This window comes from Phytobacter cepae (assembly GCF_054165735.1).
On the sequence record NZ_CM135107.1, the window covers coordinates 110,317 to 126,011 of the forward strand.

The window sequence follows — 15,695 nt, forward strand, 5'->3', positions numbered from 1 at the left end:
TTACCTTGAGGCCTGCATGGTCGCCCACCAGCTTTCGTCGGCGTCGACTTCCCCTTGCAGATTAACGCGGGGATAGGGCAGACCTTTGCGTTTGGCAACGCGCGCCAGCACCGGGTAGCCGCCTTCGAACAGCAGACGTTGCTGCACGTCGTCCGGCAGCATGCTGTTTTCCCGCTCGTACATCCCGGCATTTTGCCGCTGACGTTGCGCTTCATAGAGGATGAGGGCCGAGGCGACGGAGACATTCAGCGACTGCACCATGCCAATCATCGGGATGATAATGTCCTGATCCGCCAGATCCAGCGCCTCCTGGGTGATCCCGGTTTTTTCCTGGCCCATCAGAATACAGGTCGGGCGGGTGTAGTCGATATCGCGAAAATCCACGGCCTTTGCGGAAAGATGCGTTGCCAGCACCTGCATACCCGAAGCTTTAATGTGGGTAACGGCATCGCGGATATTAGCGTGGGTTTTCACGTCCACCCAGCTGTTGCTCCCTGCGGCTGCACCGGCCATGGTGCGTAAATTGTTGCCCGGCCAGACGGCATGCACTTCATGCACACCCACGGCGTCTGCCGTACGAATGATCGCAGAAACGTTATGAGGTTTGTGGACCTGCTCCATGCAGACGGTCAGGTCCGGTTGACGCCTGGCGAGCATTTCGCGAATGCGCGCATAACGTTGTTCATTCATATACACTTCATTCTTCAAATTGCCTCAGCGTTAGCTGCACTCTCTCACCCCAGTCACGTACTTTTGTACGCTCCCGGGGATTCATTCGTTTGCTGCGTTATTCGGCTTGCAGCCTCACCCTTTCAGGGCCAGCGCAAGCGCTGTTCAAAACGCTAAAGCGTTTTGTGACGCAATTCGAATGATTTTGTGTATAAAATTAATTTCGGTTACGGGTGACTTTAATAACGTCCGGCATCACGCGAATTTTGCGCATGATGTTTGCCAGATGCACACGATCGCGAGAGGTCAGGCGGATATAAGCGCTGTAAACGCGACCGTCTTTCTCTTCCGTATTCAGGCTTTGAATATTGGAAGAGGCTGTGTTGATTGCGGCCGTCAGGTTCGCCAGTGCCCCCTGGTGGTTGAACATATCCACCCGGATTTCGGTGATAAATTCCTGCGCGGTGTCCTTATCCCACTCGACCGCCATGTATTTTTCCGGCTCTTTCTGGTAGCCACGAATGTTACGGCAGGACTCATGGTGAATGACCAGCCCTTTACCTGGGCTAACGTGGGCCACGATCGGGTCACCCGGAATAGGACGGCAGCATTTTGCAAAGGTGATGAGCACACCATCTGCACCTTTGATAGGCAGATGACTGTGGCCGCTGCTAATGCTGGTGATGCTTTGCGTTACCGCCGTTGCGTCACCTTGTTGCAGGTTTTTCGCTACCACAACGCTCATGGCGTTGCCGAGACCGATTTCGGCCAGCAGGTCGTCCAGTGACGCCAGCTTCATGCGGTCCAGTTCGCGCTGAATGTGTTCTTGTGGGATCTCGGCCAGCTTGCGGCTGCCGCCCAACGCGTGGTTAAGCAGACGACGGCCCAGGCTGACGGAATCATCACGCTTGAGGTTTTTCAGCAACTGGCGGATTTTGGCACGGGCTTTCGAGCTGACGACAAAGTTCAGCCACGCCGCGTTCGGACGAGCGCCCGGTGCGGTAATGATTTCCACCGTCTGGCCGCTGGCAAGCGACTGCGAAAGCGGGTAAGGCTGGCGGTCGACGCGTGCGCCTACACAGGCGTGGCCGATATCGGTATGCACGGCATAGGCGAAGTCGACCGGGGTCGCGCCAGCCGGCAGTTCGACAATGCGGCCTTCCGGGGTGAAAACATAAATCTCATCCGGGAAGAGATCAGATTTTACGCTCTCGATAAATTCAAAGGAGCTGCCTGCGCTTTGTTGCAGTTCCAGCAGACTTTGCATCCAGCGCTGGGCGCGGATTTGTGCCGTGGTGCTGCTTTCGCCACCGTCTTCTTTATACGCCCAGTGTGCCGCCACCCCCATTTCCGCCATCTGGTCCATGTCTTCGGTGCGGATCTGCACTTCAACCGGAACACCGTGCGGGCCAATCATCGAGGTATGCAAAGATTGATAGCCGTTCGCTTTCGGAATGGCGATGTAATCTTTCACGCGACCGGGACGTGGCTTATAGAGGCTGTGCATCTGGCCAAGCACGCGGTAGCAGGTGTCGGCATCGTGGACGATCACGCGGAACGCGTAGATATCCATGATCGAGTGGAAACGCTGCTCTTTCAGCACCATCTTGCAGTAGATGGAGTACAAATGCTTTTCCCGACCGCTAACGCGACACGGAATCCCCGCTTCCTGCAAACGCCCTTCAATCTCCGCAAGGATTTTTTGAATCATCTCTTTACGGTTGCCGCGCGCGGCTTTCACCACTTCTTTAATGACGCGATAACGGTTTGGGTGCAACGCTTCAAAGCCCAGCTCTTCCAGCTCGGTTTTAATGTGATGGATACCTAAACGGTGCGCCAGCGGGCTGTAGATTTCGAGGGTTTCACGGGCGATGCGGCGACGCTTGTCCGGGCGAAGTGAGCCCAGCGTGCGCATGTTGTGGGTGCGGTCAGCAAGTTTGATGAGAATGACGCGGATATCCTGCACCATCGCCATAATCATCTTGCGAAAGTTTTCAGCCTGCGCTTCTTTCTTGTCGCGGAACTTCAGCTTATCAAGCTTTGACACCCCTTCCACCAGCTCGGCAACGCTTTTGCCAAACAGCTGTTCCATATCCTGGTAGGTGGCGGGGGTATCTTCAATCACGTCATGCAGCAGGGCGGCCATTAACGTTTCGTGGTCGAGTTTCATCTCGGCCAGGATACAGGCTACCGCTACCGGGTGCGTGATATAGGGTTCACCGCTTGAACGTGTCTGGCCCTCGTGAGCGTCACGTGCAACGAGGTACGCCTGCCGCAGACGCTTAATCTGGTCTTCCGGCAGATAGTGTTGAATCAGCTGATTCAGGCTTTCAAACAGATACAAGGGCGACCCGCTTTGTGATTAACGACGACCTTCAGCAATAGCGGTAACGGCTTGTAATTCAGCGGCTTCCTGCTCTTGCTGTTCCTGGCGCTCACGCACGTCGAGGATCTGGTTGTTGATCAGACCTTCTTCGATTTCACGCAGAGCGATAACGGTGGTTTTATCGTTTTCTTCCGGTACCAGCGGATCCTTTCCGCCTACCTGCATCTGACGAGCGCGACGCGCGGCGACCAGTACCAGGTCAAAACGGTTACCAATTTTCTCAACAGCGTCCTGAACAGTTACGCGTGCCATAATTAAAATGCTCCACAGGTGAAGAAATGACTGGGCATGATACTGAAACTGGTGTCAGTCTGCCAATAGTTTGCTGATTAAAGCGTCATGTCGCTGTTTTTGGCGGCTCATGCGCAGACGTTCGGCGCGAATGATGTTTTTCAGATCGCCCAACGCGGTATCAAAATCATCATTCACAATAAGGTAATCATACTCGGCGTAATGGCTCATTTCAGCAACTGCCTGCGCCATTCGTTTCGCAATCACCTCTTCGCTGTCCTGACCGCGACCGCGCAGGCGTCTGTCCAGTTCGACTTTCGACGGTGGCAGAATAAAAATGCTGCGCGCCTGCGGCATTCTTGAACGAATTTGCTGCGCGCCCTGCCAGTCGATATCGAGGAAAACATCCACACCGGTTTTAAGCACTTGCTCAATGGTGGCGCGGGATGTGCCGTAATAGTTGCCAAATACCTCGGCATGCTCAAGGAAAGCATCATCGTTAATCATCAACTTAAATTCGTCGTGATTCACAAAGAAATAGTGTTCACCGTGCACCTCACCCGGACGCGGCGCGCGCGTGGTGTGTGAAACAGAAACCTGGGTGTCATACAACGGTTGGGTTTTTAATAAAGCCTGAATGAGGCTTGATTTACCCGCGCCACTGGGGGCGGAAACAATATAAAGCGTGCCTTGAGCCATGAGAGTCTTTTGTATGTGAATTGCGAAAGGAAACTTACATACGTGCCTATTATACACAACGGCGCAATGTGACGTAGCCCCCGTCACACTTTTTACTGCCGATTATCCAGTTATGCGCGCCTTTTCCCTGATTTGTCGTTAGTTTTCTGCAACAGACATAATATCGCTGAAGCCGCCTCGCACTCCCTCTTTTTACCGCTCGAACGCGGTCGTGTCGTCAGATATACCCTTGCCATCCCGGTAAGGAGACGAACTTATGGCAATCAGGACAGGCATTTTAATTATCACTCTGCTTTATAGCGCCTGGGCATGTGCGGCCTGCCCGGTCTGGTCGCCCACGCAGGCGCAGCAAGAGATTGCCCGCCTGGAGCAGCAGATAAGCCAGTGGAATGATGATTACTGGCAGCAAGGCGCCAGTGCAGTCAGTGATGATGTGTATGACACCCTTACGGCACGGCTGGAGACCTGGCGACGTTGCTTCGGGGTTGAGATGAGCACGACACCCGAGTTACCCGGCGGCACTCAGAACCACCCTGTTGCCCATACGGGGGTTGAGAAAGTGCGGAGCAAAGCTGCGCTGCAAAAATGGATGCACGGAAAGTCGGCGCTTTGGGTGCAGCCAAAGATAGATGGTGTGGCTGTGACGCTGGTTTATCGTCACGGCGAGCTTACACAGGTTATCAGTCGCGGTAATGGCCTTGCAGGAGAGGACTGGACAGCAAACGCCCGCCAGATTCCCTCTCTGCCAAAAAAGGTGACAGGCGTGCTGGCGAACAGCGTTCTGCAAGGAGAGCTTTTTCTCCATCGCCCCGGCCATATTCAAAAGAAAATGGGTGGGATGAACGCAAGGGCGAAAGTGGCGGGCGCAATGATGCGTCATCGCGATCCTTCGTTGTTAAACGACGTTTCGCTGTTCGTCTGGAGCTGGCCAGATGGACCAAAAAACCTGGCTGAGCGGGGAAAGCTACTGTCGCAAGCGGGTTTTGCATGGGCAGAGAAATACAGTATTGCCGTGAATAATGCTGATGACATAGAAAAACTCAGGGAGCGATGGTTCACCTCAGCACTGCCTTTTGCGACAGACGGCGTGGTGGTAAGAAGCGAGCGTGAACCTGAGGGCAAGCGCTGGCTGCCGGGGCAGGGTAGCTGGGTCGTGGCATGGAAATACCCGCCGGTTGAGCAAGTTGCTGAGGTTAAACAGATCCTGTTTACCGTAGGGCGCACCGGAAAGGTGGCCGTCGTGGCGCAGCTTGAGCCTGTCCAGCTTGATGATAAGCGTGTGCAGCGGGTGAATATTGGCTCGGTCAGACGCTGGCAGGCGCTGGATATTGCTCCTGGCGATCAGGTGCGAGTCAGTCTGGCCGGGCAGGGTATCCCGCGTATTGATGACGTGGTCTGGCGCGGCCAGGTACGGGAAAAACCGCTGCCGCCGGAGAAAACCTTTACTCCGCTTACCTGCTTTTATGCTTCGCCCGAGTGCCGTGAACAGTTTATGGCCCGGCTGGTGTGGCTGAGCTCGAAACAGGCTCTGGATATTGCCGGGTTAGGGGAGGCGGGCTGGCGTGTACTGGATCAGGCCTGGCACTTTGAGCATCTCTTTTCCTGGCTGGAACTCACGCCTGAGCAGTTGCAGAACACCGCAGGGTTAACCCCCGCACGAGGAGCGCAGCTCTGGCATCGCTTTGAAATGGTCCGCGAGCGACCCTTTATACGCTGGGTGACTGCTCTGGGTATGCCAATACCAAAATCAGCCTTAAAGGCCGCGAGTGACGATACCTGGCATCGGGTCCAGGAACGCGATGCCAGGAGCTGGCAGCGCCTTCCGGGCATCGGTGCCGGTATTGCCGGGCGACTGGTCACCTTTGCCCGTCATCGAGACGTGGCTGCACTGGCGCAGTGGCTTGGCGAGCGGCGCATTTCCGGCTTTGCCCAGGATTAATGCACGTTATGGTTATAGTGAAAAACGGGCAGCCTCAGTTTCCAGCGCAGTGCCAGCATGCGTGCCGTGAAGCCGAACAACAGCGTCGAGATGACAACCACATCCTGATTGCTGACATAGTGCTGCAACGCGATATACAACACGGCGGCGGCAAAGGAAATGCCCGCGTAGAGCTCTTTTTGAAAGACGAGAGGAATGCGTTTGCAGAACATGTCGCGCAGGATGCCGCCAAACACACCGGTAACGACGGCGGCAATGGAGGCAATGACCGGACCTTCGCCCATCTCCAGCGCGATTTGCGCCCCGATAATGGAAAAGACGATCAGGCCAAGCGCATCGAGGACCAGGAACAGGCGGCGAAGATGGGGCATCACGGGGGCAACCAGCGTGGTCAGCACCGCTGCAATGGCCACGATAATGACATATTCCGGGTGTTTCACCCAGCCCAGCGGATAGTGCCCAAGCAGCACATCCCTGACCGTTCCGCCGCCCAGCGCCGTAGCGGTTGCGATGATGATGACGCCAAAGGTATCCATACGGCGGCGTCCGGCAGCCAGCGCGCCGGTCATGGCTTCGGCAGTAATACCAATCAAATAAAGAATGTGTAGCAGCATGTATCCCCCAGCAGTGAGGGCGTAAGGGTAGTGTTTTGTATTTCAGCTCACGATTGAGATTTTTTTGTGTGAAGCCTTAAGAGATACTTTTCGTAATGTATTGATTCATTGTTTACTGGGTTTATTAGGCAATTAGCTCATTTTAAATATTAGATTTATTCATGCTTAAGGGCGCGGTGGAAAAACATCTTCCCTAAAAGCAGCTAAAAAAATGGTCCCACAGGAGGGACCATTTAAAGGCTTACATAGCTTGTCGCGCAGTGTTACTCGATATTTTGAATCTGTTCGCGCATCTGTTCGATCAGGACTTTCAGTTCAATGGCTGAGTTAGTGATATCAGCATTGATCGATTTTGACGCCAGAGTGTTCGACTCACGGTTGAACTCCTGCATCATAAAGTCGAGGCGACGGCCGACCGCTTCCTTCTTCTTCAGGATGTTCCAGGTCTCTTTGACGTGTGCGTCCAGACGGTCCAGCTCTTCGGCAACGTCAATACGCTGTGCCATCAGCACCAGCTCTTGCTCCAGACGGTTATTTTCGAGCTGCACCTGCGCATCTTCCAGCTTGGCAACCAGACGATCGCGCTGCCATTGCAGGATTTCTGGCATCTGGGCACGTACTTTTTTCACTTCAGTGCTCACGCCATCAAGACGCTGTTCAATCAGTGCCTTCAGCGCCTGGCCTTCGGTTTCACGGGAAACGATAAAGTCATCCAGCGTACCTTCAAGGGCGGCGAGGATTTCTGCAGCAATCGCATCCAGATCCTGCTCCTGAGCCGCCATGACACCGGGCCAGCGCAGAATATCAACAGGGTTAATTTCACCTTCATCGCTCTGCATTTTGACCCAGTTCGCTGCCGAGACCAGCTGCTTAGCCAGCTTCTCGTTGAGGATCAGCTCGCCCTGTGCGCTGGCATCGGGTTCAAAACGCAGGTTGCATTCGATTTTGCCACGGGTCAGACGCGCACGGATGCGCTCACGAACGACCGGCTCAAGGCTACGGAACTGCTCAGGCATGCGGAAGTAGGTTTCCAGATAACGCTGGTTAACCGAGCGCAGTTCCCAGGAGGCGGAGCCCCAGCTACCTTTGATTTCACGCCGGGCGTAGGCGGTCATACTGCGGATCATAGACGTTCCCGTTTTTTAAGGAGAGATGCGAGGATTATAGCTTTCATGGGCTTGTCAGGATAGGAATAACCTGGGTAAGCCAGTATAATGCGCAGCCACATTGGTAACAGCCGGAGAAATCATCATGCGTCCATCAGGTCGTAGCACTACTGAGGTGCGTCCCGTCACCCTGACCCGTAACTATACAAAACACGCTGAAGGCTCCGTGCTGGTTGAATTTGGTGACACCAAAGTTCTGTGCACCGCCACCCTTGAAGAGGGTGTGCCGCGTTTCCTGAAAGGTCAGGGAAAGGGCTGGATCACCGCTGAATATGGCATGCTGCCGCGTTCTACCCATACCCGTAACGCCCGTGAAGCCGCCAAAGGCAAACAGGGTGGGCGCACCATGGAAATCCAGCGTCTTATTGCCCGTGCACTGCGCGCCGCTGTGGATTTAAACGCGCTGGGCGAATATACCATCACGCTGGACTGCGACGTGATTCAGGCCGATGGCGGTACGCGTACGGCATCTATCACCGGAGCCTGTGTGGCGCTGGCGGATGCACTGAACGCGCTGGTGAGTGCGGGCAAGTTGAAAGCGAACCCGATGAAAGGGATGGTCGCGGCGGTTTCCGTGGGTATCGTCAAGGGTGAAGCATTGTGCGACCTGGAGTATGTTGAAGACTCTGCCGCAGAAACAGACATGAACGTGGTGATGACCGAAGACGGTCGTATCATTGAGGTTCAGGGCACCGCTGAGGGCGAGCCTTTTACTCACGAAGAACTCCTGACCTTGCTGGCGCTGGCCCGAGGGGGGATCGAATCCATTATTTCAACGCAGAAGGCGGCGTTGGAAAACTAGTTTTTAAGGCGACTGAGAAGTCGCCTTTTTTTTGTCTGTCGATAAGTAAGGAGCGAATCCATGAAACCCTATCAGCGCCAGTTTATTGAGTTTGCGCTTAACAAGCAGGTCCTTAAGTTTGGCGAATTTACGCTGAAATCCGGGCGTAAAAGCCCCTATTTCTTCAATGCCGGCCTGTTTAATACCGGGCGCGATTTGGCTCTGTTAGGCCGTTTTTACGCCGAAGCGCTGGTGGATTCCGGGATTGATTTCGACCTGCTGTTTGGTCCGGCCTACAAAGGCATTCCGATCGCGACCACCACGGCGGTGGCGCTGGCTGAACATCACGAACGCGACGTGCCTTACTGCTTCAACCGCAAAGAAGCCAAAACGCACGGTGAAGGGGGCAATCTGGTTGGCAGCGCGCTGCAGGGCCGCGTGATGCTGGTGGACGATGTCATCACTGCCGGTACCGCAATTCGTGAATCCATGGAGATTATTCAGGCCAACGGCGCAACGCTTGCAGGCGTGCTGATTTCGCTTGACCGTCAGGAACGTGGCCGGGCGGAAATTTCTGCGATTCAGGAAGTGGAGCGCGACTACGGCTGCAACGTCATTTCCATCATTACACTGAAAGACTTAATTGCGTATCTCGAAGAGAAGCCGGAAATGGCCAACCACCTGGCGTCGGTACAGGCCTATCGGGAAGAGTACGGCGTCTGATGCTTAATGCCCACCAGGCGTTTGCCTGGTGGGCATTAAACGGTTTTAAACCAGTTTCGCTCCCAGCGTATTCACGTACAGTGAATAGATGGAAGTGCTGGAAGCCATAAACAGGCGGTTGCCTTTTTCGCCGCCAAAACAGAGGTTTGCACATCGCTCAGGTAACTGAATGGTGCCGATGTGCTTGCCTTGCGTGTTGAACACACGCACGCCATCGAGTTCTTCGCTGCCCGTTCCCCAGCCGCACCACAGATTCCCGTCCATGTCGCAGGCAATACCGTCTGCCGTACCGTTGCCGCAGTCGATATGTACGCGTTTGTTTTTCAATGTGTTATCGACTACATCCCATGCCAGAATTAAGCGGTTCGGCGTTGCCCGGCTTTCCACGACATAAAGGATTTTTTCATCCGGCGAAAAGCAGAGACCGTTAGGCCCTTTCACATCGCCTAAAACCACGGTCAGCTTGCGCGTTTCAGGATCCAGTCGGTAGACGTTTTGCGGCAGCTCCGGCGTGGCTTTATGCCCTTCATAAAAACCTGAAATACCAAACGGCGGATCGGTAAACCAGATAGTACCGTCAGACTTCACAACGATATCGTTCGGGGAGTTTAACGGTTTGCCATCATAACTGTCGGCAAGAACGGTGATGGAACCGTCGTATTCGGTACGCGTGATGCGGCGGGTATCATGTTCACAGCTGATTAAACGCCCTTGCCTGTCGCGCGCATGACCGTTGCTATAGTTGGCCGGATGACGGAAAACGCTGGCTTGCCCGGTGACTTCATCCCAGCGCATGATGGTGTCATTAGGAATATCGCTCCACAACAGCATTCGCGTATCGCCAAACCAGACCGGCCCTTCGGCCCAGCGGTATCCGGTGGCAATTTGTTCGACTTTCGCACTAGAGAGCATATAGGGTTTGAAAGTGTCATCGACGGCAATGATGCGCGGATCGGGGTAACGCCCGGCGGGGGCCCAGGCCGCAAAGCTTTTTTGGCTCAGCAGTAACGATGCGGTGGCGATGCCACTCAGCTTTAATAAATCTCGTCTCGAAGTTGCCATGACAACGTCTCCATGTCTGTAGGGATTTTTTCTGTTTATTTGTAAAAGGCAGAAAGGTTATGCCACAGGCAGGTTAAGAGATGTCCATGAACAGAACATCTGGCAACGTAACGAAATATGTTGGGCTTTTACCCAAGGGCATGTGCGCTGTGCAGCCTTTTCAGGCCGCACAGGGAGATTATTGCAGTTGGGCTTCCAGCAGCGGCCAGCGGGCTTCAAACTCATCGGTAGGGCTGTATTTGAACTCGCTGCGGACAAAGCGGGAGAGCATCCCCTCACAGAATGACAATAGCTGGCTGGCCAGCAGCGCTTCGTCAGTGCTGTAACCTTCGCCTTCGCGCATCTTTTTTTCACGCAGCACCTGACGAATCTGCGATTCGATGCGTTCAAAAAGCTGGTTGATACGCCCTTGCAAGCGATCCTGTTCGAACATCAGCGCGTGGCCCGTTAAAATACGGGTCAGGCCTGGGTTACGTTCTCCAAATCCCAGAATGAGCTGCACAATCAACCGCAGACGCGCCGTTGTATCCTTTTCATCTTTCATGATCAGGTTAATACGGGTCATCAGGCTGTCTTCGATAAACTCAATGAGGCTATCGAACATGCGTGTCTTGCTGGGGAAATGCCGGTACAGAGCGGCCTCGGAGACGCCCACAGACGCCGCCAGTTTTGCCGTAGTGATGCGTTGACTGCCATCGCTGGATTCAAGCATCAGTGCCAGAGACTGAAGTATTTCTTCGCGACGATTCCTTTTCGCGGTTTGTTTTTCTGCCATGTTGCAAAATACCCCTGAAATAAGCGCTTATCAGGCGAACATCCACGCGACGGCCGCACCCCAGAGTGCGGAAATGTTATGACGTTATTGCGTCGCGGGATGCGTTAAATGGGCTGCTTATTTACGCCCGGAGTGGCCAAAGCCACCTTCACCACGATCTGTGGCATCAAACTCTTCTACCAGATTGAATTCTGCCTGCACAACAGGCACAAATACCATTTGTGCGATGCGTTCACCCGGCTCGATGGTAAAGCTCACCTGACCACGGTTCCAGACAGAGACCATCAGCTGTCCTTGATAGTCGGAGTCAATCAGCCCCACCAGGTTACCCAGCACGATGCCATGTTTATGGCCCAGGCCCGAACGCGGCAGAATGACCGCTGCAAGCGAAGGGTCAGCAATGTGAATCGCGAGACCCGTCGGCAGCAGGGTGGTTTCGCCCGGCGCCAGTTCTACGGCGTCATCAAGACAGGCGCGCAGGTCAAGGCCAGCAGAGCCAGCGGTGGCATAGGTCGGCAGCGGGAATTGCTGGCCGACACGCGGGTCCAGAATCTTAACGTCGATTTTTTTCATCATAACGGGTAACGATCTCGTCCAGTAATAAGTGGCCTAACTCTTCCTTGCTCTTTAGCGGTAAATGTTTATCGCCATCCTGCCAGAAAAGATGCAAAGCGTTATTGTCGCTATTAAAGCCTTGATTTTCTTGCGAAACGTCGTTGGCGCAGATCAGGTCAAGGTTTTTGCGGGCACGTTTTTGCCGGGCGTATTCTTCCACATTATTTGTTTCGGCGGCAAACCCAACGACATAGGGGCGATGCTCGGTCAGTGCGGCAACCCCGGCCACGATATCCGGGTTTTTGACCATTTTTATTGTTAATTCATCGCCTTGCTTTTTAATTTTCTCTTCGGCTACTGCCGCGGCACGGTAATCCGCGACGGCGGCGCAGCCAATAAAAATGTTCTGCTGCTGAGCACGCCCCTGGACGGCGGCCTCCATCTCCAGCGCGGTGGTGACATCAATGCGTTCCACAAAGGCAGGCGTCGGCAGAGAAACAGGCCCTGATACGAGCGTGACATTGGCCCCGCGACTTGCAGCAGCGGCAGCAATCGCGAACCCCATTTTGCCGGAGCTTTGATTGGTGATGTAGCGCACCGGGTCTAAAGGCTCACGGGTTGGACCCGCGGTAATCATGATGTTGAGATGTTGCAGATCGTTGACAGGCAAGCTGACGGGTGAAAAATGTGCGGCGGCCATATCCACGATGGTCAACGGGTCGAGCATCCGGCCGGGGCCAATGTCCCCGCACGCCTGGCTGCCGCTGTCTGGCCCCCAGAGCAGCAGACCGCGCGAAGCAAGGACCTCAAGATTATGTTGTGTGGCAGCGGCACGATACATCTGTTGATTCATGGCGGGCACCACCGCAACCGGTGAAGGCGTTGCCAGACAAATCGTCGACACCAGATCGTTGGCCATACCGGCAGCAACGCGGGCAATCAGGTCTGCGGTGGCAGGGGCGAGAATCACAAGGTCAGCCCATTTCCCCAGCTCAATATGCCCCATCGCCGCTTCGGCAGCGGGGTCGAGCAGGCTGTCGGAAACCGGGTAACCGGAGACGGCTTGCAGGCTCAGCGGTGTGATAAAGGCTTTCGCCGCCTCGGTCATCGCCACGCGTACATCGGCACCGCGATCGCGTAGACGACGCACCAGCTCCGGCGCTTTATAAGCGGCAATACCGCCGCTGATGCCGAGAACGATTTTTTTACCCGCCAGACTCACCATGATTCTTTCCTGTTGGATTTCACCAGAAGGCGGGCATTTTATCACAATCCTGGTGTTGTCGTGTTTTTGCCCGTCGTGCGTTTTGCGAGGCGCTACGCAAGGGTGTTCATTGGTTGTCGAGTCGGTGTTTCGCTTATGGCAGCATGAGGAAAAAGGGAGGAGTCGAGATGGAAAGCGAGCTGCCCAGAGAAAAAATGATGCACTCGGGGGTTGAGTCATTAAGCGACGTTGAACTGTTGGCGCTCTTTTTACGCACCGGCATGCCCGGTATACCCGTCATGGCGCTGGCAACGGAGCTACTGGCTCACTTTGGTTCGCTTTACACCCTGCTGACGGCGGATTATCGCGCTTTTCGGCATGTAAGCGGCATTGGCGTGGCGAAATATGCCCAGTTAAAAGGTATTGCAGAGCTGGCCCGGCGTTTTTACAGCGTAAAGATGCTTGAAGAGACGGCGCTGCTCAGTCCCGAAATGACGCTGGAATTCTTACAAAGCCAGCTGGCAGGCGAGAATCGTGAGATCTTTATGGCGATCTTTCTCGATAACCATAACCGGGTGTTGAAATACAGCCGCCTTTTTACCGGGACAATCGACCAGGTTGAGGTGCATCCACGAGAAATTGTGCGAGAAGCGATGAAAATTAACGCTGCTGCCGTGATCCTTGCACATAATCATCCTTCGGGTAGCGCTGAACCCAGCAAAGCGGATAGAATCATCACCGAAAAGGTGGTGAAGTGCTGTCAGCTCATGGAAATACGTGTGCTCGATCATCTGGTGATAGGTCGTGGAGAGTACGTTTCGTTCGCGGAACGTGGGTGGATTTAGACTTCTTTGCGCGATCCATCGGGATCTTTGTCTGTTCGGGACTTGAGCACATCGCTGAGTCAGCGTATACTACGCCACCTTTGAGAATCTCGGGTTTGGCAATTGGGCCTGGCTACACGAGTTCGCTTAGAACCGTCAGACCAGGCTGTGAAAGCCTGACGAGGCGCCAATACCCCATACGAAGCTCGAGCTAATTTGATTTTTGGAGAATAGACATGTCCCGAGTCTGCCAAGTTACTGGCAAGCGTCCGGTGACCGGTAACAACCGTTCCCACGCACTGAACGCGACTAAACGCCGTTTCCTGCCTAACCTGCACTCTCACCGTTTCTGGGTTGAGAGCGAGAAGCGTTTTGTCACCCTGCGTGTATCTGCTAAAGGTATGCGTGTAATCGATAAGAAAGGCATCGATACAGTTCTGACCGAACTGCGTGCCCGTGGCGAAAAGTACTAAGTACTTAGAGGAAATAAATCATGGCTAAAGGTATTCGTGAGAAAATCAAGCTGGTTTCTTCTGCTGGTACTGGTCACTTCTATACCACCACGAAGAACAAACGTACTAAGCCGGAAAAACTGGAACTGAAAAAGTTCGATCCAGTTGTCCGTCAGCACGTTCTTTACAAAGAAGCAAAAATTAAATAATTTTGGCTTTCTTGTACGAAAACCTCGCTTCGGCGGGGTTTTTGCGTTTTCAGACCCGGAGAATGCAACATGCCAGAATTACCTGAGGTAGAAACCAGCCGCCGTGGCATTGAGCCGCATCTGGTGGGTGCCAACATCCTTCATGCCATTGTTCGCAACGGTCGCCTGCGCTGGCCTGTCTCCAGTGAGATTCATAGCCTGAGCGACAAGCCCGTGCTCAGTGTGCAGCGCCGAGCGAAGTACCTGCTGCTTGAGCTGCCTGATGGCTGGATAATTATTCACCTTGGGATGTCTGGTAGCCTGCGTATTCTCCCGGAAGAACTGCCCGCCGAAAAGCATGACCATGTCGACCTGGTGATGAGCAACGGTAAAGTCCTGCGCTACACCGACCCCCGTCGCTTTGGCGCATGGCTGTGGACGAAAGAGCTGGAGGGCCATAACGTTCTGGCTCATCTCGGCCCTGAGCCGCTTAGCGATGCGTTTAATGCAGACTACCTGCAACAAAAATGCGCGAAGAAAAAGACCGCCATTAAGCCGTGGTTGATGGATAACAAGCTGGTGGTGGGCGTGGGTAATATTTACGCCAGTGAATCGCTCTTTGCTGCGGGCATTCACCCTGACAGGCTGGCCTCCTCTCTCTCCCGAGCGGAATACGAACTGCTGGTACGGGTCATTAAAGCGGTGTTACTGCGCTCGATAGAGCAGGGCGGCACTACGCTGAAGGACTTCCTGCAAAGTGACGGGAAGCCTGGCTACTTTGCGCAGGAGCTGCAGGTTTACGGGCGTAAAGGGGAACCATGTCGGGTGTGTGGCACGCCGATTGTGGCAGCGAAACATGCGCAGCGGGCGACGTTCTATTGCAGGCAGTGCCAGAAGTAATGAATTAGTTTGCCGGACGAGCGAAGCCGCTATCCGGCATACTGGCGCTACTTCAGCTTTTCCATCAGCGCCTGATGCACATTCTCCGGCAGGAAGTGGGTCACATCGCCTGCGTGGCGGGCCACCTCTTTGACCAGCGTGGAGGAGATAAACGACCACTCCTTCGACGGCATCAAAAAGACGCTTTCCAGATCCGGCATCAAATGGCGATTCATGTGCGCCAGTTGCATTTCATACTCAAAATCCGCCACCGCTCGCAAACCACGAATCAAAATATTGGCCTGCTGGGCGCGGGCGAAGTTGGCCATCAGGTCGCTAAAACCGGTCACCGTCACGTTGGGAATATGTTGGGTTGCTTCTCGCGCCAGGGCGACGCGTTCATCGAGCGTAAACATCGGCTTCTTGCTGGGGCTGGCGGCAATCGCCAGCACCACCTCGTCAAACATGGTGGCGGCACGGGCGACAATATCAATATGTCCGTTGGTAATCGGGTCAAACGTACCGGGATAAATCGCTTTTGTGCTCAT

Annotated in this window: 18 protein-coding genes; 7 read left to right on the forward strand and 11 right to left on the reverse strand. The window is 54.4% G+C overall.

Features of this window, described 5'->3' with window-relative positions; genetic code table 11:
- The 4 genes from trmH to gmk form a co-directional block, all read right to left on the reverse strand.
- Nucleotides 1–690, reverse strand: coding sequence for a tRNA (guanosine(18)-2'-O)-methyltransferase TrmH (gene trmH, locus ACUY4Q_RS00515; protein WP_458045213.1), 690 nt, complete (start codon nt 688–690; stop codon nt 1–3).
- Between the two features lie 196 nt (nt 691–886).
- Entirely contained in the window at nt 887–3,013 is a 2,127-nt protein-coding gene (spoT, locus tag ACUY4Q_RS00520) for a bifunctional GTP diphosphokinase/guanosine-3',5'-bis pyrophosphate 3'-pyrophosphohydrolase (protein WP_458045214.1), read from the reverse strand.
- An 18-nt stretch (nt 3,014–3,031) separates the two neighbouring features.
- Nucleotides 3,032–3,307, reverse strand: coding sequence for a DNA-directed RNA polymerase subunit omega (gene rpoZ, locus ACUY4Q_RS00525; RefSeq protein ID WP_000135058.1), 276 nt, complete (start codon nt 3,305–3,307; stop codon nt 3,032–3,034).
- 54 nt (nt 3,308–3,361) lie between these two features.
- Nucleotides 3,362–3,985: a guanylate kinase gene (gmk, locus tag ACUY4Q_RS00530; RefSeq protein ID WP_458045215.1), complete on the reverse strand. Its 624-nt coding sequence runs from the start codon at nt 3,983–3,985 to the stop codon at nt 3,362–3,364.
- Between the two features lie 256 nt (nt 3,986–4,241).
- Here gmk and ligB point away from each other — a divergent pair, with 256 nt between their 5' ends.
- Entirely contained in the window at nt 4,242–5,924 is a 1,683-nt protein-coding gene (gene ligB, locus ACUY4Q_RS00535) for an NAD-dependent DNA ligase LigB (protein WP_458045216.1), read from the forward strand.
- On the opposite strand, the gene ACUY4Q_RS00540 is transcribed toward ligB, so the two are convergent.
- Both ACUY4Q_RS00540 and ACUY4Q_RS00545 read right to left on the reverse strand, forming a co-directional pair.
- Complete coding sequence (locus tag ACUY4Q_RS00540) at nt 5,921–6,538, reverse strand: trimeric intracellular cation channel family protein (protein ID WP_458045217.1); 618 nt, start codon at nt 6,536–6,538, stop codon at nt 5,921–5,923. The two genes, ligB and ACUY4Q_RS00540, sit on opposite strands and share 4 nt — an antisense overlap.
- A 263-nt stretch (nt 6,539–6,801) precedes the next feature.
- Nucleotides 6,802–7,665 (reverse strand): YicC/YloC family endoribonuclease, encoded by an 864-nt coding sequence (locus ACUY4Q_RS00545; RefSeq protein WP_458045218.1) that lies wholly within the window; start codon nt 7,663–7,665, stop codon nt 6,802–6,804.
- 124 nt (nt 7,666–7,789) lie between these two features.
- Here ACUY4Q_RS00545 and rph point away from each other — a divergent pair, with 124 nt between their 5' ends.
- Both rph and pyrE read left to right on the forward strand, forming a co-directional pair.
- On the forward strand, nt 7,790–8,506 hold the full coding sequence (gene rph, locus ACUY4Q_RS00550; RefSeq protein WP_458045219.1) for a ribonuclease PH: 717 nt from the start codon (nt 7,790–7,792) through the stop codon (nt 8,504–8,506).
- A 60-nt stretch (nt 8,507–8,566) separates the two neighbouring features.
- On the forward strand, nt 8,567–9,208 hold the full coding sequence (gene pyrE / locus ACUY4Q_RS00555) for an orotate phosphoribosyltransferase (protein WP_458045220.1): 642 nt from the start codon (nt 8,567–8,569) through the stop codon (nt 9,206–9,208).
- Between the two features lie 45 nt (nt 9,209–9,253).
- On the opposite strand, the gene ACUY4Q_RS00560 is transcribed toward pyrE, so the two are convergent.
- The 4 genes from ACUY4Q_RS00560 to coaBC form a co-directional block, all read right to left on the reverse strand.
- Complete coding sequence (locus ACUY4Q_RS00560) at nt 9,254–10,270, reverse strand: SMP-30/gluconolactonase/LRE family protein (protein WP_458045221.1); 1,017 nt, start codon at nt 10,268–10,270, stop codon at nt 9,254–9,256.
- Between the two features lie 178 nt (nt 10,271–10,448).
- Complete coding sequence (slmA, locus tag ACUY4Q_RS00565) at nt 10,449–11,045, reverse strand: nucleoid occlusion factor SlmA (protein ID WP_458045222.1); 597 nt, start codon at nt 11,043–11,045, stop codon at nt 10,449–10,451.
- A 117-nt stretch (nt 11,046–11,162) separates the two neighbouring features.
- Nucleotides 11,163–11,621: a dUTP diphosphatase gene (gene dut, locus ACUY4Q_RS00570; protein ID WP_458045223.1), complete on the reverse strand. Its 459-nt coding sequence runs from the start codon at nt 11,619–11,621 to the stop codon at nt 11,163–11,165.
- The gene (gene coaBC, locus ACUY4Q_RS00575; RefSeq protein WP_458047443.1) at nt 11,599–12,822 is read right to left on the reverse strand and encodes a bifunctional phosphopantothenoylcysteine decarboxylase/phosphopantothenate--cysteine ligase CoaBC; all 1,224 of its coding nucleotides are present in this window, start codon (nt 12,820–12,822) and stop codon (nt 11,599–11,601) included. The genes dut and coaBC overlap by 23 nt, the downstream gene beginning before the upstream one ends.
- Before the next feature lie 170 nt (nt 12,823–12,992).
- Here coaBC and radC point away from each other — a divergent pair, with 170 nt between their 5' ends.
- The 4 genes from radC to mutM all read left to right on the forward strand — a co-directional run bounded on the left by radC (nt 12,993) and on the right by mutM (nt 15,168).
- Nucleotides 12,993–13,649 carry a RadC family protein gene (gene radC, locus ACUY4Q_RS00580; RefSeq protein WP_458045224.1) on the forward strand — a complete coding sequence of 219 codons (657 nt, stop codon included), beginning with the start codon at nt 12,993–12,995 and terminating at the stop codon, nt 13,647–13,649.
- A 215-nt stretch (nt 13,650–13,864) separates the two neighbouring features.
- The gene (rpmB, locus tag ACUY4Q_RS00585) at nt 13,865–14,101 is read left to right on the forward strand and encodes a 50S ribosomal protein L28 (RefSeq protein ID WP_032198225.1); all 237 of its coding nucleotides are present in this window, start codon (nt 13,865–13,867) and stop codon (nt 14,099–14,101) included.
- A 20-nt stretch (nt 14,102–14,121) separates the two neighbouring features.
- On the forward strand, nt 14,122–14,289 hold the full coding sequence (gene rpmG, locus ACUY4Q_RS00590) for a 50S ribosomal protein L33 (RefSeq protein WP_003024094.1): 168 nt from the start codon (nt 14,122–14,124) through the stop codon (nt 14,287–14,289).
- Nucleotides 14,290–14,358: 69 nt separating this feature from the next.
- A complete protein-coding gene (mutM, locus tag ACUY4Q_RS00595; RefSeq protein WP_458045225.1) occupies nt 14,359–15,168 on the forward strand; it encodes a bifunctional DNA-formamidopyrimidine glycosylase/DNA-(apurinic or apyrimidinic site) lyase in 810 nt (269 codons plus the stop codon).
- Nucleotides 15,169–15,215: 47 nt separating this feature from the next.
- Here mutM and coaD read toward each other — a convergent pair whose 3' ends face one another.
- The gene (gene coaD, locus ACUY4Q_RS00600) at nt 15,216–15,695 is read right to left on the reverse strand and encodes a pantetheine-phosphate adenylyltransferase (RefSeq protein ID WP_458045226.1); all 480 of its coding nucleotides are present in this window, start codon (nt 15,693–15,695) and stop codon (nt 15,216–15,218) included.